Genomic DNA, 17,670 nt, shown 5'->3' with positions numbered 1-17,670 from the left:
CAAACCGGAATAAATCAAATGCCTAAAGTACATTCTGCTATTATTTCAGACTTTGATAAATGGATTGAATTAGCGCGAGAGGTGGAGCCATTATTCGGGCCAATGGCTGATGAGCCGGAATTCCACGAAGGATTAAGACAAGCTATTAACAGCGGTACTGCCTTTTGTATGAAGGATGGAGATAGTGCTTCTTCAGAGCTTCTCGGGGGAATAATTGTTTTTCCCGAGCCCAACGAAATTGTATGGTTTGCTGTAGCGCAAAAAGCGCGCGGAAAAGGGATAGGTAGTATACTTCTGGACTATGCGATTAATCAGTTAAGCAATGAACGGCCCATAGCAGTGACCACCTTCGCTCCTGAAATAGAATCCGGAAAACCAGCCGTGAACCTGTACAAAAAATACGGTTTTAAAGAGAGCAAATCAGGCCCCATAAATCCTGCGGGAATAGAAACAGTAATTATGGAAAAAGCCCCGAACTGAGTTCAGTCCGGGGCATATTAATCAATTTTACTTTGCACGTTGCATTTTTCGCTTCTCTCGCCATTCCATAAAACCCATCAATAAATCCCATTCAATGGGAATGATAAATAGGGTCAGGAAAGTGGCAGTGCAAAGGCCCGTAACAAATGTTGAAGCCATAGCCCCCCAGACAAGGGAGTAAGAAGGAAAACCTACCGCCATGGGCAACAAGCCGAGTGTAGTGGTCAAGGTTGTTAAGAGGATAGGCCGCAAACGGATGCGCACCCCTTCGCGCATTGCGGCTTTGCGGTCCATACCCGATTTGTAGAGCTTGTTCATAAAATCCAGCAAGACAAGCGAATCGTTAACTACAACCCCGGTTACCCCTACAGTGGCGATAAAACTGTTCACCGTGAAAATGGTCTGGGAAAAGAACGTCCCCAGAATTACTCCGGTAAGCGAGAATATCACCGCCGAAAGGATGATCACAGGCTGAGCATACGACTGAAACTGCGTAGCCAGAATCAGGTAAATGATCAGGATAGCGGTCATAAAGGCATAAACCAGCGAAGTGTATGATTTGCGGGTGGACTCATATTCACCGGAAAAGTTCACCGTTGCACCGGGATACTCGGTACGCACAGAGTCATAAAACTTGCTGACCATATTAACTGCCGCAGGAGATGAAAGCCGCGACCCGGACTTGATATTGGCTGTGATGGTCACTGCACGCTGACTCATAAACCGGTTGAACTGCCCCGGTTCCATATAAATGGATACATCGCAGATATCCCCGATCCGCACCGGACTTTCATTATGCTCCAGCACCGGCACGGAGAGAGCATCTTCCGGGGTATTGAGGTATTGGGGATCAATTTTCAAGCGCAGGTCGACATCCTCATCAGAAAGCCTGAATTCACCCACAAAACGGCCATCAAGCACCGATCCGGAAAGACCGGCAACCTGTTTCGGTGTCAGCCCGTATTCAGCCACCCTTTCATTAATTGGTTCAAAACGGAAAATACGGTTAGGCGTTCCGTCATCAGTTGCGAGGTTAACCAGATGCGGGCCGAGTTTATCGTTATCCTTAATAAATTTCATGATCGCCGCAGTCAGTCCCTTAACTGATCCATGGTCAGCACCGAGAATCCTGATATTGATATCCTTACCCGCAGGAGGACCGTCTTTTTCAGGACGGACCCGGAATGTCCAACCTGTTTCAGCGAATTTTTCCAGCTCCTTACGCATAAATTCCAAATGCGCACCGGGATCGTTTTCCGGGGCATCAGCAAAGATCTGCTTATCCTTAGCCGGAAGTTCAACCACAATATTACCGAGGTTGGAGCCATGAACCATTTCATAATCTTCGTTCTGGTAAAAACCGGCAAAAGCGGTAGCAGACTTGGCCATACCCGGACCCATCTTTTCCACAAAGACCGAAATACGTTTCAGCTTATCGGAAGTAACTTCAATAGGCGTAGCCACCGGACCTTCCAGCTCAATATAGTAAAGGGAATAATCATCAGGGAAAAACTTGATTTTTATAAGCGGAAGTTTCCCTGAAATGGAAACACCAAGGATAAACAAGGCTGAAATAAATGCCCCGAAAACCACAGTCAGAGAAATAAATCTGAAACGGGCAACCACAGAAAGGAACTTATCAGTCCATCTACGTAAAGGACGCATGAAAGCCGGTTCACGGGAATGCTTTTCCCGATTCTTCATCAGTCCTTTAGCACCGGGCCAATCAAGAAAATGTGGCGGAAGAATCAACAGGCACTCAATCAAAGAGGCAATAAGAGCAAAAGTTACTGCCTTTGGCACCTGCGCGAAAAATTCCCCGGTAGATCCGCTCATAATCAGCATGGGCAGGAAGGCGGCAACCGTGGTGGCTGTTGCTGAAACAACTGGCAGGAAGACCTCTGATGTTCCGTCAATGACTGCTTCTTTTAGAGGCTTACCTTCCTGCACGTGCCGGAAAATATTCTCCACTACCACAATGGCGTCATCCACGATAATCCCGCTGACCAGCACAAATGAAAAAAGCGTAATCTGGTTCAGGGAGTTCCCGGTAAGCTTCATAATGATCATAGTTACCAGAAAAGCGAAAGGAACCCCGATGGTGGTCAGCATGGCATTTCTGAAGCCCATGACCAGATAGATAACCACAAAGACAAGTACAATCCCCACCAGCAGGTTCATGCCCAGAGTATTGATAGCATCCTCAATGTGCAGCCGCTGGTCACTGGTCAATACAAGCTCTACTCCTTCCTTCTCCAGAGCGCTCTTGAATGAATCAGATATTTTCTCCACTTCCTCAGCAATGGTCACTGCATTACCATCCAAGGATTTCACAACCTTGAGGGTAACTGCGTTACGGCCGTTAATAGAAGTGATCACCTGCGGATCACGGTAGGAAACTCGTGCATCACTGAGCACATCGCCTACGGTAACGAACGATCCGTCACCGTCCATACGCACGATGGTTTCAGCAATTTCCTCACGGGTACGGAAACGCTCATCCACAACGATCACATACTCGCCCCCGGCAGCGGAAAAGTCTCCGGCGGGGATGGAAATATTTGCATCAGCCAAAGCGCGGGCAACATCATCAAAGGTCAGCTTGAAACGGACCAGTTTATGGGGATCAAGATTTACGTGAAATTCGCGGGTATATTCCCCTTCAACCTCTACTTCATTTACGCCCGGAATCTTGCGCAGCTGGACCTTCATTTCATCAGCCATCATGGACAGGGCACGGTTTGCGCGGTCCCCCACAAGGCAGACCCTGATTACCGGAAGCCATTCACTGACATTAATTTCCATAAAAGTAGGCGGGTCCATTTCTCGAGGAAGGTCATTCTGGATGGAAAGCACCCGGAAACGAAGTTCATCGTATCCCTTGGCATAGTCAGTATCATCAAGGAATTTAACCATGATACTGGACCGCTCTCTAAATGAACGGGAACGGATATATTCCACGTTTTCAAGATCATCCAGCGCATCCTCAATCTTCTTGGTTACCAGTGCTTCCACGTCAGACGGAGAGGCACCGGGAAGAAAACCGGATATGACGACCTTACCCATATGAACGTTGGGGTAACGCTCAACAGGCAGGTCAGTCATGCTGAAGACTCCAACAATCATCAACAGGATAAAAATGATGTTGATGAAAACAGTCTGTTTAAGAGTAAAACGCATTAAATTTTTCATAATATGTGATGCCTCCGGCGGCAGGGGAAGGGTTTAAGGCCCCCGGCAGGTTCCCCAAAGGGATATTTTATGGTTTAACTAAAAACTCTTCGCCTGCTTTTACTGCCCTTGAGGATACGCGGGCTTTACCGTCTTCAGTATCGCCGAGCACGAGTACTTTTACCCTCACACCGTCAGGACGAACTATGAAAGTATCATCGTATGCTTTGAGCAGTGCTGACTTGGGAACCACTACCGCCCCACCGGGATCAGGCATTTTAATGTCCAACTCGGTCCTTAAGCCGCCCCTGAATTCGAAACCGCCCTTGCTGATCTCGAAATCAACTTCAACCTTACGGGTTTCTGGATCAAAATCAGGCGAAATGCGTTCAAGTTTGGCTGGCACTTCAATATTGAGGTCGGGTAATTTAAGGGTGAGATTATCTGATTTACGGATTTTTTTTAGTTCGGGAATGGTTAGGGCGTAGGGTACAAGCAGAGTTTTGAAATTACCGAGTTCGGCGACTTTCTCACCTTTATTTACCCATTCTCCCGGCTCAATGTACCGCTTGATAACCCGCCATCCTGCTGGCCCACGCAGGGTGTAACGGCGTAGATGCTCACGGTCCACATTCAGCTTGAGCTGGGTGGAGCGCAGCAAAGCTTCAGCAGATTCGAAATTACGAATATGCAGGTCCAGTTCGGACTGGGCGGCAGTGTTCTTCTTAACCAGCTTGATATAACGCTTGGCTTCTTTATCGTAGTAAGTCAGATCGGAACGCAGACGCTTCAGATCAGCCTGTAACTGGGCAATCTCCAGCTTGATAAAGGTGGGGTCCAGCTCTGCAAAACGACCGCTCTCGCCGATGGTGTCTCCAACATCAGAGTATACCTTGGTGCATACGGCCGACTCTTCGCTGACTAGCGTCATCGCCACTCTGGGTCTGGTAAATCCGATCAGAGTTACAACCCTTGAAGCCTGTCCTGCTTTAAAAATTTCGGCACTTGAAGCAAATGCATTCGGCAACATATGACTTATCAAAGCAATCTGCATGAACAGCAGATAAACAGCTGCCTTACCAATCAACTTTGTTCTAGTTTTCATCTTTCAACCCCTGTCTAGCCCGCTCTCTTTGCGGAATAGTAATAAAATCAAGGACCTGATCGAAAACAGTATCCATATCAATCTCCGGCATGCTGTTCTGCAACCTTCCGGTTGAAACAAGACAGGCCAAACCATGGACTGACGACCATAATGAAGCCACAGCAATATCAACCGATACATCGCCCAGCACACCGGTTTCAATACATTGGCGGACTGTGTCCTTAAAATTCATAAAATTGCGGTGCGGTTTTCCAATCCATTTTTCAGGATCAGCAAATGAAGGCGGTCTTCTATTGAAAAGTAACTCATAATATTCCGGTTCGGCACAGGCAAAATCCAGATAGATGCGCCCGCCCTCCCGTAAACGCTGAAAAGGGTCTTCTATTTCCGGCAGATGCATTTGCATTCGCCCGAATTTTTCCATCCCTTCCTGTTTCAGTGACAAAAGAAGGTCTTCCTTGTTCTTGAAATATCGATAAAGAGCTGCCGGACTATAATCAATTTTAGCCGCAATCTTGCGCATGGAAACATTATCAAAACCATCCTTAACGAACAGCTCTCTTGCTGCATCAAGGATTCTCTGCTTCATTCTCTTATGCTCTTCTTCTCTTCTGCTTATTTTTGACATAAACTGCGTTTAGCAAACGGTGTTCACTTTGTAAACACCGTTCACAAATTGTGACATTCCGTAAATCAGAACCCTAGCTATACACAAAATAAAAAGCCGGCCATGCATTTTTTAGCAAATGCATGGCCGGCTATATGAGGCATTTATCGAAATAAACTATTGAAATCTAATCAGCACAACTTTCTTTAATATACAGTATTTGTTCAATATTTTCGAAAAACAAATCAATAAGCTTTGGATCAAAATGAATACCGCGCCCCTCTTTCATAATTTCAAGCGACTTCTCAACGGAAAAAGGCTCCTTATAGGGGCGTTTACTGGTCAAAGCATCAAAGACGTCCGCAACTGCGCAAATCCTACCCGGTAACGGAATATCTTCGCCGGAAAGTCCTGAAGGATAGCCGGAACCATCCCATTTTTCATGGTGGCTCAGGGCAATAACAGAACCCATATTTATATATTCTGAACTACCCATGGAAAGGATATTACCGCCGATAACGGCATGGCTTTTCATCACTTCCCATTCTTCAGCAGTAAGCTTACCCGGCTTAAGAAGAATGCTGTCCGGTATTCCGATCTTACCTATATCATGCATGGGACTGCTGGTATGAATCAATTGTACTGTATCAACATCAAGACCGCTTTTTTCTGCTAAAATACGGCTGTATTCAGCCATCCTGACCAGATGGTCCGCTGTTTCTTCATCCTTATATTCAGCGGCCGCACAAAGATGATGAATGGTCTCAACATGCGCTTCATCAAGCTTGGACAAAGCTTCACGCAATTCAAGAGTACGGCTTTCCACCAGCTCATTAAGATCAGACTCGAAAGATTTAATTTCATCCTGCTGTGCTTTTTGACGCAGCATGGATTCGGTACGGACCCTAAGCTCTACAATATCAATAGGCTTGGTTATAAAATCATTGGCCCCGATCTCAACAGCTTTTAGGCGGTCGCCCTTTTGAGAGAGGGTTGTTACCATAATGACCGGAATATCCTGAGTTTCAGTATTCTCCCTGATCTTTTCAACAAATTCAAAGCCGTTCATTACCGGCATCATTACGTCACTGAGCACAAGATCATAAGTGCGGTCCAACTTTTCAAGCGCAACCACAGCATTCTCGGCTCCCACAACTTCATGCCCCAGTTTGGTCAAGATACCTTCCAGCAACATAATGTTATGCGGCTCGTCATCAACTACTAATATTTTTCTTCTGCACTCCATGAAAACCATCCCGTTTATTCAGGTCTTTCTTTTGGGATTTCGAAACCTACTACTGTTTCATTGCGCTCATCATTGGTTTGCATTTTTATATCATAATGCATGGCATCAGCCATAAGCTTTGCCGAATATGTTCCAAGTCCGGTACCGCTGGCTTTACCATGGGTCACATACTTATGGAAAAATCTTTCCCTGATAGATTCAGGAACAACCCCGATATTCTTAATGGAGATTAGGGTATTATCATCCTGCTTAAACTCAACAATTATTTTTTCTCCAGAAGGAGAAGCCTCAATAGCATTTGTTAATAACCCGGAAAGTAAGGAATAAATCAATCTTTCCTCACCCCAGACAAATAGATTTTCATCAAGATTTGCATTCCCTGAAGCAACCAATTCCACTTGTACTTTTTGAGCTGAAATACTTGAACGGCAATGATCAATAACCTGCTTTGCTACACTTATTATATCAATTTGCAGGGGATAATATTCATATTTTCCGGTTTCCATTTTAAACATGTCCAACGACATTTCAATCATATGGAGCATCTTCTTACCGGAATTTTCTATAGTCTTAAGTAATTTATGTTGCTGCTCTGTGAGATTATCATCCATACGCAACAATCCCGGAAGACCGATAATACCGTTTAGCGGTGTTTTCAAATCATGTCTCATGATCAGATCAACATCAGCCTTGAGACGCTCAAGCTCTTTCTGATCGTTGATATTATCCTTTACCGCAACGTAACTTACAACTTCACCTTTTTCATTATAAACAGGTGAAATGGATGCTAATTCCCAGTAAAATGAACCGTCTTTCTTTTTATTTACAATCTCTCCGCGCCAAGTCCGGCCATGAACTAAAGTTTCCCACATATCCTGGTAAAATGAATCGTCATGCTCACCGGATCTTAAAATATTCGGATTACCACCTATGACTTCTTTTTTTGAATATCCGGTCTGCTTGCAAAAATATGGATTAACATAAGTAATCGCCCCCTTAGTATCGGTGATGACTACTGACACTGGGGCATTCTCAATTGCCCGAGTCAAAATTTTCAACCTTTCTTCCCAAGCTTTCCTATCGGTAATATCCAGAACAACTCCCTCAACAACATTCTTTTCAAGCTCAAAATCATAAGCCAGATACGCATAGACAGACACACATCGATCCTGTCCATCAGGAGTAGTAAATTCCACTTCATATTCGGTTGATTCAACCTTACCAGAAATTATACGGGCATTATTCTTTTCAGCTATTATGAGAGATTCCGGTGCAAAATCAAAAAGTTCAGTCCAGCTTCTACCAATCCCTCCTTCGGGAGAACCATACCCAAGATGGGTAAATCCCTTACTTAAACGAATAAATTCACCATCAATAGTATGAGAAAAGAAAACAAACTTACTACTTAATTTCTCAGTAACATGGTCAAAGCGGATTTTACTCTCTCTGAGTTCTTCTTCAATTAATTTACGATCAGTAATATCATGAACTGTTCCATACGCACGGATCGGTTTACCATTAACATCATAACTAAATCTGCCACGCGATGACACATAACGAACATCGCCGTCAGGGCGCACTATCCTATGATCCAACGAATATGGTTCGCCGCTGTTCATAGATTCAATGTAGGTATCACGGACAAACTTTCGATCCTTATTATGAACCAGCTCGCTGAAAAAGATTCTCTTTGAAGGAGCATATTCGCCCTTAACCAATCCAAAAATTTGGTATATTTCATTTGACCACCAAATTTTTCCTGTCAGTAAATCCAAAGACCAATTACCAAGATGGGCAATGGCCTGAGCTTCACTGAGGTTGGTTTTAACCATTTCAACCTCAGCATTTTTGGTAATAATTTTGTAGATGGTGAAACAAATAGTAAGGGCAAGCAGAAATAAAATCGCATGCAGAATGATTGATCCGGGAGGAATTATACCCCACCCTCCTGCGGGTATTGCGGCTATCTTCCAAGATCCTGATGAAAGAATTACCTGCATGCTAACAGGACTGTTATCAGAATCGAACAGCTTCGGATCACCGTAAAATACAGCATCATCAACACCTTCGGCATCAACACTGCGAATAGCGACATCAAGATTCGGAAGATCTGATAATCCGGCATTAACCAAAAGCTGATTCAAATCTATAACCGCTGAAACAACTCCCCAGAAGTATTCATTAGAACGCACAAACACTGGAGCACGGCCGACCAAGCCTCTCCCCCCCTGAACAAGGTCCAATGGTCCGGCGATTACCATTTTACCTGTATCGTGGACCTCTTTAACCTTATCCCACAACTCAGGGGAGAACCTGTAATCCAAACCGAGTATAGATTCATTGTCATCGAGCGGATACACGTATTTGATAATATAATCAGGGGCTACGCCGATGTTCATTATCAAATTTGAGCGGAAAAGCATTCCCTGACAATAACTCTCCAATTCACTGATGCTAAAATCAGGATGGAAAGAAACATAGTCAGCCAAGCCCTGAATCAACAAAAGATTGCTGTTTACTTCTTTCTCTAGCTGAGCACGTATCGCTGCCGTCTGATGGTAAACAGACAACTTCTGATCATTCCTGTACCGTTGATACAACTGGTACTGAATAAAAATATCCAGTGCCAGAAACAAGCCGAGTACCACAGCGATATACTTGAAAAAAACAATCTTAGTTTCGCGCATAACTAAAAAAATCAGCCTATTTTTTACACCCAAGAATAACGGGACAATTCCTCAATACTAAATATCCCAATATCCCGGCGACAACGGATGCCGCAAGAATGCTGAACTTGGCATCAACAATGAAAGGTGACGCGGTATCCCATGCAAGGGTGGTAATAAAAATAGACATGGTAAAGCCTATCCCGGCCAGCAATGCCGCCCCGACAAAATGTCCGGGAACAAGGGTTTTTGGCATTTCGGCAATTCCAATTTTTATGGCCAGCCAGCTGGCAAAACAGATTCCTATAACTTTCCCGACAATCAAACCGAAAAAGATACCGAGAGTTACCGGATGAAAGAGGTCAATACCTCCGCCTTCTCCGCTAAAATTTATCCCTGCATTAGCAAGAGCAAAAACCGGCATAATTCCGAAAGCTACCCAATAGTGCAGGTTATGCTCAATCCTCTTGAGCGGAGGGCTGGCCATTAGCACATCCCTGTTCATATCACCGAGAGCCGAAAGCATTTGCTTATTGGACAGGGTTACTCTGTTATTATCGCCACCCATTTCATATTCAGTGAGATGATTACGCATGCTAACCAGAAAATCAGTGCAGCAAATTCTTGTGGAGGCAGGAATAGTCATAGCAGCTAAAACTCCGGCCACAGTAGCATGCACTCCGCTTTTAAGAAATGCCAGCCACATGAGACAGCCGAAAAACAGATAAGGAAGCGGATGACGCACTCCGATGCGGTTCAGCACAAGCATACACACGAAAAAAAGCATACCCAGGCCGATGATCCAAAGTGATATGCCGGAAGAATAAAAAATAGCGATGACTAGGATTGCGCCGATATCATCAACAATAGCTACTGCTGTAAGAAAAACCTTAAGGCTCAGTGGAACACGGTCCCCGAGCATGGAAAGCACCCCAAGAGAAAAGGCGATATCCGTAGCCATGGGAATACCCCAACCATCAGCTGAAGGAGTTCCTATATTGAATAAAACATACACAAGGGCCGGAACAACCATCCCGCCAATAGCAGCAAAAATCGGCAATGAAGCCTGTCTGAATGAATTAAGCTCACCGACTAGAATTTCACGTTTGATCTCAAGGCCTACCAGAAAGAAAAAAACAGCCATCAAGCCGTCATTAATCCAGAGGATAGCCGGCTTGGAAAGAACAAAATCACCAGCCCCGACAGTAAGCGGCATATTTTTGAAGGCTTCATACAAGTAGCCCCAGGGAGAGTTTGCCCAGATCAAGGCAATAATTGTTGCCAAGATCAGTACCATTCCGCCGGATGATTCAATCTTAACGAACTCATAAAAAGGCTGAAGCATTTTATCAATTCTTGGCTCACTATCTCTACTCACAACTTGTGCTTTGCTCATGAGAACTCCCTATATATTGTGCCTTTTAATTTATACTGACAAAAAATATTAATAAAACCAGCAATAGCATATCAAGAATGTATGAGTATGGAAATTACTTAAAAGAAGATTATAAATGGAAAAAGCGGGCTTCAGTTACACTGAAACCCGCTTTAAATTACATCTTTAGGTGTATTACTGATTTGAATGAGCTTCCTTGATTCTGGCAGCAATGTATTCCTTCGGTTCAGCATCATCAGCATCAAAGCAATGTCCATCCTGACCGAGAAGGCCGCCGGGAACGAAATCACCAAGCTCGTCGGGATCATTTATGCAATCACCGAAGAAACAAACTGAAAGCCAACGGTTTGCGGGATCATCATCAATAACATCCACCATTGCGAAAAGAGGCCATTTATCCTGACCTTTCTTTACTCCGCGCATGGAATAGGTCACGCCGGGACGGGCATGGAATTCAATCTCAGTATTATCGAGAGATTCCAGAATCTGCTTGAATTCAACAAAAACATCTTTCACACCGGCAGGATCTTCAGTCCATTCAGAAATAAATTTTTCCAGTTCCATTTTGCAAAACTCCTTGGTTGAATATTATCAATCCCCGCAAAGGGTGAAACGAAATCATCCTGAAAATTGTAATAATTTAGAATCAAGACATCATTTCGTCACTTTTTTGCGATATTCATACTCCTAGGAATAAATATGGGCAATGATCAATTGACATCGGTCTTCAATTCAATGTAAGTGAACTGTATTCTCAAGGTAATCATAAATTTTTTGGATACAGTTTAATGAAATCAGCACAAGATATATTTACAGAATATCTGACCCGTCAGAGACTTAAAATGACCCCCCAGCGTAGAACAATTCTGGAAGTGTTCCTTGCTGAGGAAGGTCATATCTCTTCAGAAGAACTGTACAACCTTGTCCGTACAGAAGACTCATCCATCGGACAGGCCACTGTTTACCGTACCCTTAAACTGCTTGCTGATTCCGGCATTGCCAAATCCGTCGATTTCAACGACGGAGTAATCCGCTATGAGCATAAGTACGGTCATGAGCATCATGACCATCTTGTGTGCGAGCGTTGCGGTAAGACTATCGAAGCAGTAGATAACGAAATCGAACATCTTCAGGAAGAACTCGCCAGAAAATATGGCTTTGAACTTACCCATCATGAGATGTATCTTTTCGGCGTCTGCAAGGAGTGCCAGGGAAAAAGCGAGAAATAACGCAGATATTTCCTTACACACACTTAAAAGCGCCGCCTGATCTCAGACGGCGCTTTTTTTTGCTCACAGGAATATTTAATGCAAGGCAATTGGCGGGATATATTATCCCTTTTTCATCTAATTACATGAGGTTGCAAAGCCCCGCTAAACAGAGGATTGTATGATCAAGCCCGACTTTGAAAAAATGAACGGTCTGGTACCGGCCATCGCACAGGATGCTGAAACAGGCGAAGTCCTGATGATGGCTTACATGAATGAAGAAGCATGGAATAAGACGCTTGAAACCGGTGATGCCCATTACTGGAGCAGAAGCCGCAACACCCTCTGGCATAAAGGCGGAACATCCGGTCATGTGCAAAAAATCAAATCCATCAAAATTGATTGCGATGAGGACACCCTCGTCCTGCTCGTAGACCAGATCGGCGGCGCAGCCTGTCACAAAGGATACAGAAGCTGTTTTTATCGTGAAATTAAGGATGGCGAAGTAATAGAATGCTCGCCCATAGTTTTTGACCCCAAGGAGGTATACAAATAATGTCCAATCAACTCAAAATAGGACTGCCCAAAGGTTCCCTGCAGGATTCAACAATCAAACTCTTTGCCAAGTCCGGCTGGAAAATCAACCTGCACCACAGAAACTATTTTCCTGACGTAAACGATGATGAGCTAAATATATCCATGTGCCGTGTACAGGAAATTTCACGTTACATCGAAGATGGAATTCTGGACTGCGGACTTGCCGGAAGAGACTGGGTTCTTGAAAACAAATCCGACGTTGTTGAAATATCAAGTCTCGTTTATTCCAAAGTCAGCAACCGACCTGCCCGTTGGATTCTGGCTGTAGCCGGAGACTCTCCCTACAGAACCCCCGAAGATCTTGCCGGTAAAAAAATTGCCACCGAGCTTCTCGGAGCCACCAAAGAATATTTTGAATCAAAAAATATCGATGTAGACGTTTTCTACTCCTGGGGTGCCACTGAAGCAAAAGTAGTCGAAGGTCTCTGCGACGCTATTGTCGAAGTTACTGAAACAGGCACTACCATCAAGGCACACGGACTGCGTGTAATTGACGAAGTCATGTCCACCAACACCGTTTTCATCGTCAACAAAGATGCATGGAATGATCCTTGGAAACGCAAGAAGATCGAAAACATCAACCTGCTGCTCCAAGGTGCGCTGCGGGCTGAAAAGATGGTCGGCCTGAAAATGAACATGCCCAAGGCTTCCCTTGAAAAGGCCATGAAAGTAATGCCAAGCCTGAACTCACCCACTGTATCCGACCTTTCCGATCCCGAATGGGTATCTGTTGAAATTATGGTTGAAGAAGTGGTCGTGCGTGAACTCATCCCCGAACTCATCGATATGGGCGCGGAAGGAATCATCGAATACCCGCTGAATAAAGTTATCTAATATTAAAGTGAGGGCTGTGGAATATCCCACAGCCCTCACTTTGCATTTTTCAGCAAGACGATTTAAATAGTCTTCTCATGTTCAAACTTCTTCTCTTCATAGCAATTCTGATCCTGATATTCGGGTACCGCAAAAAGCAGAAAGTCAAAGGCGGCATCAATATCAATACCATCCTCATGGCCGCACTGGTGGTACTTTTTATCATTTCCCTGCTGACTAGATTTCAAAACTGATCGCTTTGAAAAAGAACTTATCGATAATTAAAATTAGAAAATTTTCCATAACCATAGACACTAATAGTTACCTAAAAATAGTGCCTATTTTGATTTGAACTATAATATTGTCATTCAATTCTAAGGATGACTATTCTGAATCCAGTCAGGAATTAACACTCCACCAACAATTCCTGAATCAGGTTATCTCATGACCTCTGTTGCTTAGAACGGCTGCTTTTACCATGACTGCAGTCGTTCTATTTTTTTACCTTGTTGACCTCCCCGACGATTAAAGTTATCGATAACTAAATCTGGCTATTATTGACTAGATATATTGAAATTATTTTCTGACGATTCAGCAGATAAACTTTGATCTAAGCACTTACAGATCAATAAAATTATACAGGACAGCTTAAAATGACTGCCGAGACATTCACCCACCGGGAACTTTCCTCCATAACCGGAGTTTCAGTCACCACCGTCAAAAGTTATCGCAAAAAATTTCCTGAATTCTTTTTCATTGTCGGGCACGGTAAACCGCTGCGCTTCAGAAAAGGTGCTGACAAACTCTGCCTTAGAATTCGCGACCTCTTTAACAAAAACCTATCGGTAAAGCAGATTCGCGACAAACTTTTAACAGAATTTGAGTCAGTTAAAGAAAATCGTCAGTTATCGGAAACAAAACAGGATTCGCAAGTAAACAACGAAGAATTCGAAAAGCTGGCAAAGACTACCACCCAGATGATGAACGGACTTGCAGCGCTGGTTACAGCTCAGGCAAAAGCAGAACAACGTCTTGCCCGCATGGAAAAATCCTTAAAAGAACTGGTTCAGGCCCAGTCTGAATCCCCGGCAGGTACAAATGAACTGTTGCAGGAGATTAAAGAAATACTGGCCAGCTCCGGAGGGTTGCAACAGCCTGAAAGAATCACAGCAAAGAAAGTTGTGACCATCAAAAAAGATAACGGTCAGGAAGAATCATATTCTTTCGATGCTGACAGCTCAGCCATTGAACCTGATGATGAATTTCTTGAACTCCCGGTAGTCATCCACTCTGACAGTGGTGAATTTCTCGGTCTGCCCGGAAAACCGGGGCATCCTTTCACATTGCAGGAACTGGTATATCTGGTCAGCAACAATAAAATCGAAGGGGCTTCCAAAATCTGGCACAAAGAAGGACGGGACTGGGTTCTGGCAGTTAAGTCTGCTGAAGGACCACTTTACGAGCTCCATTTCAGTATGACCAAAACACCTAAGGGAAATATTGTATCTTTCTTTAACAGATTGGATATCAATTCTGAATCTCGCAACCATTCTGAGATACTTGCTTTCTTCAAGGAAGTTCGGGACCTGATTGATTCAATCTGATTTCTGAAAAATTGTGCGGATACAGATTGCAAAAAGAATCCATAATCAGCTATTATCGGCTTGATATCAAATAATTCTGCGCAATTATACTTAACAATATCAACAAACTACCCTTCATATATGCGTAAATGATATTACGCGGCCTATCGGGGTTGTTTATAAAACTTCTTTTTCAAGGAGGAACTACTGTGACTGCGCCAATTTTTAATTGCAAAAACGCCGATGACGTTCTGAAGGCTGTACGTGATTACAATATCAGTTTCGTACAGTTCTGGTTTGTAGACATTCTCGGAACGCTCAAGAGTTTTCAGATAACACCAAAGGAACTTGAAGCTTCCTTTGAGGAAGGTATGGGGTTTGACGGTTCTTCAATTCTCGGTTTTACCCGTATTGAAGAATCAGACATGATCGCCATTCCAGATCCCACCACTTTTCAGCTTTGCTCATGGCGTCCCACAGAACGCCCTGTAGCGCGTATGTTCTGCGACATTCAGAACCCTGACGGAACCCCTTATGAGGGAGACAGCCGCTGGGTACTTAAAAAGACTCTCGATAAGGCTGCCGAGCGCGGTTACACCTACTATGTAGGCCCCGAACTGGAATTTTTCCTCTTTCAGGATGAAAAAGGCACTAAGATCATCGACCGTGGCGGCTACTTTGACGCACCGCCTCTTGATCTCGGTAATGACGTACGCCGCGACATTATCTTCTCCCTTGAGCAGATGGGTTACGATGTAGAATACAGCCATCACGAGGTTGCACCCAGCCAGCACGAAATCGACCTGCGCTATGCAGAAGGTATGCGCATGGCTGATACTGCAATGACTTACCGGGTTATCGTCAAGGAAGTGGCCCGCAAGCATGGTATTTACGCTACCTTCATGCCCAAACCGATCTTCGGTGAAAACGGTTCCGGCATGCATGTGCACCAGTCTCTTTTCAAAAACGGCCGTAACGTCTTTTTCGATGCCAACGATGAATATCATCTCAGCCCGGAAGGAAAAAGCTACATTGCCGGTATCCTCAAGCATGCACCGGAAATGACCTGCGTTACCAACCAGTGGGTAAACTCCTACAAACGTCTGGTTCCCGGCTATGAGGCACCTGTGTACGTATCATGGGCCCGTAAGAACCGTTCTACACTGGTCAGGGTGCCCATGTATAAACCGGGTAAGGAAAACGCCACCAGAATGGAACTGCGCTGTCCGGACCCGGCCGCCAACCCCTATCTTTGCTTTGCAGTAATGCTGCAAGCCGGACTCAAGGGAATTGATGAAGCTTACGAATTACCGGCCCCTATCGAAGAGAACATCTTCGCTATGGATGGCCCCACCCTCGCTGAGCACGGTATTACCGCCCTTCCCGGCAACCTCTATGAAGCAGCAGTAGCCATGAAAAACAGTGAGGTTGTAAAGGAATGCCTTGGCGAACATATCCACAGCAACCTTTACAGAAACAAGATCAAGGAATGGGATCACTATCGTACTCAGGTAACCGAGTACGAGATATCGACCTATTTGCCTGTACTTTAGTTTAAATAAGTAATCCCCGTTCAAACTTGGACGGGGATTACTTTTTTTGTCTCCGGTGACCTAAATACATACAGTAACTTCGCGTTCTTTTTAGAGAGAAATGACTATGACCGATATTTCAGCACTTAACGAGCAGTACAAATTAGATTCTCTCGGTCTGCTTCCTGACTTCTGCTTACAGGAAATATTTAACCGCGAAATCAACAATGCTACAGCAGCAAAAATTTTAATCCTCCTCTCAGAAGAGGCTCGCCGAAAAGTATTGGAAAACTTCAACATGGTCCGTGCTGCAAGGATTAATAAGATAATTCAGAACTATGAAAACGGAGAACTGAATATCCCTTTCTCACGTTTTGAAAAAACTTGCGAAGACCTTATGGACAGGGTTCAGGAACTGAAGGAAGAGGGCAAAATTCAAGTACCTACTATCAGTCTTGATGAATCCATATTGAATACTTCCGGAGAATTAGCCGAATTTTCGGATAATCTTCCAAGATTTAATTTTTATCATAATGATATTCATGACTTAATTTCATGGTGGAATCTGGCAGCCAAGAACATAAAGTCTCTTTTCGGTCAAAAAGCACAAGCTGAGAATATTGTATTAAAAAGGCTGGAAGATAATTTCAGCGCCAAAATTTTTGCCTATGCCATCGATGACATTCGAAAAAATGAATTCATTGAAAAAACCAACAAGCTACGCAAATCAACATATCTTCAGTACGAACAGCTTCTTAATCTGATTGAAGAGTTTCTGCTGGAATTGCTGGATAAAAAGAACGACCGCGACTTCGCGGCAAGGTTGGCTGATAATTTTCCTGAAGATAATTCTATGCAAGAGAGGCTAATTAAAAACGGCCCTCTCCTGCTCATTCCTGCTGTCAAAGATGAGCTACCTGCTGAAGATATTGCAATGAGTCTTTTCAAACTGAAACTAATTCATGATGAGTTTGGAATGCATGGAATCGAAAATCTCATACGTAATTCAAACATATATTATTTCACAAAAGGATTATCGATAAGTTCTTCAAGTATGAATCCTGAATACGCAAGTAAAATCATTAAGGAGCGTAAGAAATCCATCCTTAATGAATTTGGTATTAAGCTCAAAATGATTATTGATGCTGCCACTTGTATCAGGGAAAATACAAGCACGTACATCATGCTGGAACTGATGAGTAGTTACACGGTTTATGATTTTGAAGAGTAAGACATAAAAACGCCGGAACCAAATGGAACCGGCGT

General features: G+C 43.9%; 15 protein-coding genes. 8 read left to right on the top strand and 7 right to left on the bottom strand.

What is annotated here, in order from left to right; genetic code table 11:
• The first annotated feature begins 18 nt into the window (after positions 1–18).
• Positions 19–480 carry a GNAT family N-acetyltransferase gene (locus DESAL_RS19370; RefSeq protein WP_015853666.1) on the top strand — a complete coding sequence of 154 codons (462 nt, stop codon included), beginning with the start codon at positions 19–21 and terminating at the stop codon, positions 478–480.
• 27 nt (positions 481–507) lie between these two features.
• Here DESAL_RS19370 and DESAL_RS19365 read toward each other — a convergent pair whose 3' ends face one another.
• The 7 genes from DESAL_RS19365 to DESAL_RS19335 all read right to left on the bottom strand — a co-directional run bounded on the left by DESAL_RS19365 (position 508) and on the right by DESAL_RS19335 (position 11,235).
• Positions 508–3,672 (bottom strand): efflux RND transporter permease subunit, encoded by a 3,165-nt coding sequence (locus DESAL_RS19365; RefSeq protein ID WP_015853665.1) that lies wholly within the window; start codon positions 3,670–3,672, stop codon positions 508–510.
• A 67-nt stretch (positions 3,673–3,739) separates the two neighbouring features.
• On the bottom strand, positions 3,740–4,756 hold the full coding sequence (locus tag DESAL_RS19360; RefSeq protein WP_015853664.1) for an efflux RND transporter periplasmic adaptor subunit: 1,017 nt from the start codon (positions 4,754–4,756) through the stop codon (positions 3,740–3,742).
• Positions 4,746–5,345: a TetR/AcrR family transcriptional regulator gene (locus DESAL_RS19355; protein ID WP_157046996.1), complete on the bottom strand. Its 600-nt coding sequence runs from the start codon at positions 5,343–5,345 to the stop codon at positions 4,746–4,748. Before DESAL_RS19355 ends, DESAL_RS19360 begins: the two co-directional genes overlap by 11 nt.
• A gap of 205 nt (positions 5,346–5,550) precedes the next feature.
• Positions 5,551–6,609: an HD-GYP domain-containing protein gene (locus tag DESAL_RS19350; protein ID WP_015853662.1), complete on the bottom strand. Its 1,059-nt coding sequence runs from the start codon at positions 6,607–6,609 to the stop codon at positions 5,551–5,553.
• 14 nt (positions 6,610–6,623) lie between these two features.
• Entirely contained in the window at positions 6,624–9,296 is a 2,673-nt protein-coding gene (locus DESAL_RS19345) for a PAS domain S-box protein (protein ID WP_015853661.1), read from the bottom strand.
• Positions 9,297–9,312: 16 nt separating this feature from the next.
• Positions 9,313–10,671: a Na+/H+ antiporter NhaA gene (gene nhaA / locus DESAL_RS19340; protein ID WP_015853660.1), complete on the bottom strand. Its 1,359-nt coding sequence runs from the start codon at positions 10,669–10,671 to the stop codon at positions 9,313–9,315.
• A gap of 174 nt (positions 10,672–10,845) precedes the next feature.
• Positions 10,846–11,235, bottom strand: a complete 390-nt coding sequence (locus DESAL_RS19335) for a head-tail adaptor protein (RefSeq protein WP_015853659.1) — start codon at positions 11,233–11,235, stop codon at positions 10,846–10,848.
• A gap of 224 nt (positions 11,236–11,459) precedes the next feature.
• On the opposite strand from DESAL_RS19335, the gene DESAL_RS19330 reads away from it, so the two are divergent.
• The 7 genes from DESAL_RS19330 to DESAL_RS19305 all read left to right on the top strand — a co-directional run bounded on the left by DESAL_RS19330 (position 11,460) and on the right by DESAL_RS19305 (position 17,635).
• The gene (locus tag DESAL_RS19330; protein WP_015853658.1) at positions 11,460–11,900 is read left to right on the top strand and encodes a Fur family transcriptional regulator; all 441 of its coding nucleotides are present in this window, start codon (positions 11,460–11,462) and stop codon (positions 11,898–11,900) included.
• Between the two features lie 160 nt (positions 11,901–12,060).
• Positions 12,061–12,435, top strand: coding sequence for a phosphoribosyl-AMP cyclohydrolase (hisI, locus tag DESAL_RS19325; protein ID WP_015853657.1), 375 nt, complete (start codon positions 12,061–12,063; stop codon positions 12,433–12,435).
• Positions 12,435–13,310: an ATP phosphoribosyltransferase gene (gene hisG / locus DESAL_RS19320; protein WP_015853656.1), complete on the top strand. Its 876-nt coding sequence runs from the start codon at positions 12,435–12,437 to the stop codon at positions 13,308–13,310. Before hisI ends, hisG begins: the two co-directional genes overlap by 1 nt.
• Before the next feature lie 77 nt (positions 13,311–13,387).
• A complete protein-coding gene (locus DESAL_RS20400; RefSeq protein WP_015853655.1) occupies positions 13,388–13,543 on the top strand; it encodes a hypothetical protein in 156 nt (51 codons plus the stop codon).
• A gap of 399 nt (positions 13,544–13,942) precedes the next feature.
• Positions 13,943–14,893, top strand: coding sequence for a MerR family transcriptional regulator (locus tag DESAL_RS19315; RefSeq protein WP_015853654.1), 951 nt, complete (start codon positions 13,943–13,945; stop codon positions 14,891–14,893).
• Positions 14,894–15,081: 188 nt separating this feature from the next.
• Positions 15,082–16,425 carry a glutamine synthetase family protein gene (locus DESAL_RS19310; RefSeq protein WP_015853653.1) on the top strand — a complete coding sequence of 448 codons (1,344 nt, stop codon included), beginning with the start codon at positions 15,082–15,084 and terminating at the stop codon, positions 16,423–16,425.
• A 106-nt stretch (positions 16,426–16,531) separates the two neighbouring features.
• A complete protein-coding gene (locus DESAL_RS19305) occupies positions 16,532–17,635 on the top strand; it encodes a hypothetical protein (protein ID WP_015853652.1) in 1,104 nt (367 codons plus the stop codon).
• The last annotated feature ends 35 nt before the right edge of the window (positions 17,636–17,670 follow it).

It is taken from the genome of Maridesulfovibrio salexigens DSM 2638, from assembly GCF_000023445.1.
In the GTDB taxonomy this organism is placed as follows: domain Bacteria; phylum Desulfobacterota; class Desulfovibrionia; order Desulfovibrionales; family Desulfovibrionaceae; genus Maridesulfovibrio; species Maridesulfovibrio salexigens.
This window is presented reverse-complemented; position numbering and strand designations above follow the sequence as displayed.

Excerpts from the sequence above, each read along its gene's own strand:
- DESAL_RS19345 (WP_015853661.1), bottom strand. The coding sequence starts at position 9,296 with ATGCGCGAAACTAAGATTGTTTTTTTCAAGTATATCGCTGTGGTACTC.
- DESAL_RS19350 (WP_015853662.1), bottom strand. The coding sequence starts at position 6,609 with ATGGAGTGCAGAAGAAAAATATTAGTAGTTGATGACGAGCCGCATAAC.
- DESAL_RS19315 (WP_015853654.1), top strand. The coding sequence starts at position 13,943 with ATGACTGCCGAGACATTCACCCACCGGGAACTTTCCTCCATAACCGGA.
- DESAL_RS19360 (WP_015853664.1), bottom strand. The coding sequence starts at position 4,756 with ATGAAAACTAGAACAAAGTTGATTGGTAAGGCAGCTGTTTATCTGCTG.
- DESAL_RS19370 (WP_015853666.1), top strand. The coding sequence starts at position 19 with ATGCCTAAAGTACATTCTGCTATTATTTCAGACTTTGATAAATGGATT.
- DESAL_RS19355 (WP_157046996.1), bottom strand. The coding sequence starts at position 5,345 with ATGAAGCAGAGAATCCTTGATGCAGCAAGAGAGCTGTTCGTTAAGGAT.
- DESAL_RS20400 (WP_015853655.1), top strand. The coding sequence starts at position 13,388 with ATGTTCAAACTTCTTCTCTTCATAGCAATTCTGATCCTGATATTCGGG.
- DESAL_RS19305 (WP_015853652.1), top strand. The coding sequence starts at position 16,532 with ATGACCGATATTTCAGCACTTAACGAGCAGTACAAATTAGATTCTCTC.
- hisG (WP_015853656.1), top strand. The coding sequence starts at position 12,435 with ATGTCCAATCAACTCAAAATAGGACTGCCCAAAGGTTCCCTGCAGGAT.
- DESAL_RS19330 (WP_015853658.1), top strand. The coding sequence starts at position 11,460 with ATGAAATCAGCACAAGATATATTTACAGAATATCTGACCCGTCAGAGA.
- hisI (WP_015853657.1), top strand. The coding sequence starts at position 12,061 with ATGATCAAGCCCGACTTTGAAAAAATGAACGGTCTGGTACCGGCCATC.
- DESAL_RS19365 (WP_015853665.1), bottom strand. The coding sequence starts at position 3,672 with ATGAAAAATTTAATGCGTTTTACTCTTAAACAGACTGTTTTCATCAAC.
- nhaA (WP_015853660.1), bottom strand. The coding sequence starts at position 10,671 with ATGAGCAAAGCACAAGTTGTGAGTAGAGATAGTGAGCCAAGAATTGAT.
- DESAL_RS19335 (WP_015853659.1), bottom strand. The coding sequence starts at position 11,235 with ATGGAACTGGAAAAATTTATTTCTGAATGGACTGAAGATCCTGCCGGT.